Annotated in this window: 4 protein-coding genes; all 4 read left to right on the top strand. The window is 68.4% G+C overall.

The window, feature by feature from the left end:
* Positions 1–282: 282 nt before the first annotated feature.
* From ACWD3D_RS34570 to ACWD3D_RS34585, 4 genes are read left to right on the top strand one after another with little or no spacing between them, the layout of a single operon-like run.
* Complete coding sequence (locus tag ACWD3D_RS34570; RefSeq protein ID WP_451464650.1) at positions 283–1143, top strand: carbohydrate ABC transporter permease; 861 nt, start codon at positions 283–285, stop codon at positions 1141–1143.
* Between the two features lie 11 nt (positions 1144–1154).
* Positions 1155–2048 (top strand): carbohydrate ABC transporter permease, encoded by an 894-nt coding sequence (locus tag ACWD3D_RS34575; RefSeq protein WP_266702210.1) that lies wholly within the window; start codon positions 1155–1157, stop codon positions 2046–2048.
* Positions 2049–2098: 50 nt separating this feature from the next.
* Complete coding sequence (locus ACWD3D_RS34580) at positions 2099–2278, top strand: DUF6903 family protein (RefSeq protein ID WP_327174641.1); 180 nt, start codon at positions 2099–2101, stop codon at positions 2276–2278.
* Positions 2275–3702: an alpha-L-fucosidase gene (locus tag ACWD3D_RS34585; RefSeq protein ID WP_451464651.1), complete on the top strand. Its 1428-nt coding sequence runs from the start codon at positions 2275–2277 to the stop codon at positions 3700–3702. Before ACWD3D_RS34580 ends, ACWD3D_RS34585 begins: the two co-directional genes overlap by 4 nt.
* Positions 3703–3706: the final 4 nt, after the last annotated feature.

Consider the following 3706-nt stretch of genomic DNA (forward strand, 5'->3'; position numbering starts at 1 on the left):
GTCGACCCCGAGCAGGCCGACACCCTCGAAGAGCTGGCCACCAAGCTGGGCATCGACGCCGAGGGCCCGGCCCACCCGGGTCGCCGCCGGCGCCTCCATCAACCGAGAGATCCTCTCGGCCCACTCAGGACTGCCTCGTACGACCGAAGGACCGGCACGGTGACGACCCTCTCCACTCCACCCCAAGACTCAGCGGATCCCGTATCGAAAACGCGGAAGCCCGCCGGTGACCCCCGGCGCGGCAAGGCGTCCCCGGCGCGCCGGCCCGGTCACACCCGCTTCGTGCTCGCCTGCCTGCTCCCGGCGCTGGTGCTCTTCGCGGTGTTCATGGTCTACCCGACCGTGAACGTGTTCCGGATGTCGCTCTACACCTGGAGCGGCTTCTCCCCGGACATGAAGTTCGTGGGGCTGGACAACTTCCGCCACCTCGTCGACGACGACCAGTTCGTGCGGGCGTTCCAGAACACGGTGACGCTGCTGGTCGTGGTCACCGTGGTGACGATGGGGATGGGCCTCTTCCTCGCCGCGATCATGACGCGGCAGAAGCTGCGGAGCCGCAACTTCCTCCGGTTCGTCCTCTACATCCCGAACGTGCTCTCCGTGGTCGTGATCGCGGCGGTCTTCTCCGCCATCTACGACCAGAACAACGGTCTGCTCAACAGCATGCTGCGCCTGGTCTCCCTCGACAGCTGGCAGCAGGTCTGGCTCGGCGACCAGAAGGTCGTGCTGTACTCCGTCGGCATCGCGATGGTCTGGCAGTCCCTGGGCTACTACATGGTCCTCTACATGTCGAGCATGTCGAGCATCCCCGAGGAGCTGTACGAGGCCAGTGGGCTCGACGGCGCCTCCGCCTCCCGGCAGTTCTTCTCCATCACGATGCCGCTCATCTGGCAGAACCTGCGGACCTCGCTGACCTTCTTCATCATGAGCGCGGTCAACCTCAGTTTCGTGCTGGTCCGCGCGATGACCGGCGGCGGTCCCGACAGCTCCTCCGAGGTCCTGCTGAGCTACATGTACAAGCAGGCGTACACGAACTCCTCGTACGGCTACGGCATGGCCATCGGTGTCGTCATCTTCGCGTTCTCCTTCCTCGTGTCGCTCCTGATGAGCCGGGCGACCAAGCGCGAACCCCTTCAGTTCTGAGGACAGACACCATGACCGTGATCAACACACCCCGCCCTCCCGCCACCCGCTCGCGGATCGGCCGCGTACTCACGTACGTACTCGTCATCGCCCTGGCGCTCGCCATCGCGGTGCCGGTCGCCTGGGTCCTGCTCGCCTCGCTCAAGAAGAAGAGCGAGTTCTTCGGCAGCCCCTGGTCGCTGCCCGAGGGACTGCGCCTGCAGAACTACGTCGACGCCTTCACCGACGCCCACTTGGGCCAGTACTTCATGACCTCGGTGTTCGTCACCGTGCTCGGCCTGGTCCTCGTCCTCGCGGTCTCCGTGCCGGCGGCGTACGTCATCGCCCGGTACGAGTTCAAGGGGAAGGGATTCGTCGAACTCCTCCTGCTCGGCGGGCTCTTCATCAACGTCAACTACATCGTCGTGCCGATCTTCCTGATGCTGGTCGACTGGGACAAGGCGCTCGTCGACGTTTTCCCCGGCGGGTTCTTCCTCGACAACCCCTCGGTCCTCTCCCTCGTCTACGCGGCCACGTCGATCCCGTTCACGATCTACCTGCTCACCGCGTACTTCCGGTCCATCCCGGTCGCCTACGAGGAGGCCGCGTCGATCGACGGGGCGTCCAGATTCCGGATCATGACCCGGATCATGCTGCCGATGGCCCGGCCCGCGATCACCACCGTGATCCTGTTCAACTTCCTCGCCTACTGGAACGACTTCATCATCTCGCTGACCCTGCTTCCCGGTGAGGGAAAGACCGTCCAGGTCGGCCTGCTCAACCTGTTCACGGCGCAGAAGGCCGCGGCGGACTACGGACGCCTGTACGCGGGCTTGGTCATCGTCATCGTCCCGGTCCTGATCGTCTACGCCTTCATCCAGAAGCGGCTCATCGAGGGCATGGCATCCGGCGGCGTCAAGGGCTGACGGGCCCACAGCGACCGGGCCCGAGCGGCCCCGGTGGAAGGAAAACAGACATGAAGGACTCGACGCGGACGGCCCTGCTCGTCGGCGTGCGCACGCTCGTCGCGGCGGCCTGCGTGGCGCTGGTCGTCGTGGAGCGCAAGACGATCGGCTGGGGACACCTCGGCATCATGCTCCTCGCGCTCGCCGGGCTGATGGCCCTGCTCGCCTCGTACAACCGGAGGTACCAGTGACAGCCGCAGCCGCGCCCGCCCGGGCGCTCTCCGAGATCCGGCCCAGCGCGCGGCAGCTCGCCTGGCAGGAGATGGAGTTCTACGGCTTCATCCACTTCGGCATGAACACGATGACGGACCGGGAGTGGGGCGAGGGGCACGACGCCCCGGCCCTCTTCGACCCGTCCGACCTCGACGCCGACCAGTGGGTGGCCTCGCTCAAGAGCGCGGGGATGACCGGTGTCATCCTCACCTGCAAGCACCACGACGGCTTCTGCATGTGGCCCAGCGACGCCACGGACTACTCCGTCGCCTCCTCGCCGTGGCGCGGCGGCACGGGCGACGTGGTCGCCGAGGTCGCCGACGCCGCCCGCCGGCACGGCCTGAAGTTCGGTGTCTACCTCTCCCCGTGGGACCGCACCGAGGCGTCCTACGGCTCCGGCAGCGCGTACGACGACTTCTACGTCGCCCAGCTCACCGAACTGCTCACCCGCTACGGCCCGGTGTTCTCCGTGTGGCTGGACGGCGCCAACGGCGAGGGCCCCAACGGCAAGCGCCAGACGTACGACTGGGAGCGCTACTACGCGGTGGTCCGCGAGCTCCAGCCGGACGCGGTGATCAACGTGTGCGGCCCCGACGTCCGCTGGTGCGGCAACGAGGCCGGTGAGACCCGCCCCGACGAGTGGAGCGTCGTCCCGCGCGCCCTCCAGGACGCCGAGCGGACCGCCTCCGTCTCGCAGCAGGCGGACGACGGCGAATTCTCCCGCCTGGTCCGCAGCGACGACCGCGACCTGGGCAGCCGGGCCGCGCTCGCCGGACACGAGTCGGACCTGGTCTGGTACCCGGCCGAGGTCAACACCTCGATCCGCCCCGGCTGGTTCCACCACACCGCCGAGGACACCCAGGTCCGCTCGGTGGACGAGCTGTTCACCATCTACCAGCGGTCGGTCGGCGGCAACTCCTGCTTCCTGCTCAACGTCCCCCCGGCCGCCGACGGCCGACTGAGGGACGCCGACGTGGCGGCGCTCGGCGGTCTCGGCCGGCGCATCGAGGAGTTCCGCTCCCGCCGGATCGGGGCGACCGCGACGGTCACCTCCGGCATCCCCGGGGACGTCGCCACCGCATGGCCCGGCCGGGCGGACACGCCCTGGCGCCCGGCCGCCACCGACACCCGCCCCGCCGTGACCCTCACGTTCGACGAGCCCAGCACGATCGAGGCGGTCGTGCTGGGCGAGGACATCACCGAGGGCCAGCGCGTCGAACACGTCGTCGTGCGGGGCGGCCTGGCGGGCGAGTGGACCACGCTCGCCGAGACGAGCGCGGTGGGCTACCAGCGCATCCTCACCTTCCCGCCCGCAGAGGCCGACACGGTCGTCTTCGAGATCACCGCGATGCGGGACACCCCCGTCGTCGCCCGGGTGGCGGCGATCGGGGCGGGTTCGTGAAGGG

This window comes from Streptomyces sp. NPDC002690 (assembly GCF_053592415.1).

Excerpts from the sequence above, each read along its gene's own strand:
- ACWD3D_RS34580 (WP_327174641.1), top strand. The coding sequence starts at position 2,099 with ATGAAGGACTCGACGCGGACGGCCCTGCTCGTCGGCGTGCGCACGCTC.
- ACWD3D_RS34575 (WP_266702210.1), top strand. The coding sequence starts at position 1,155 with ATGACCGTGATCAACACACCCCGCCCTCCCGCCACCCGCTCGCGGATC.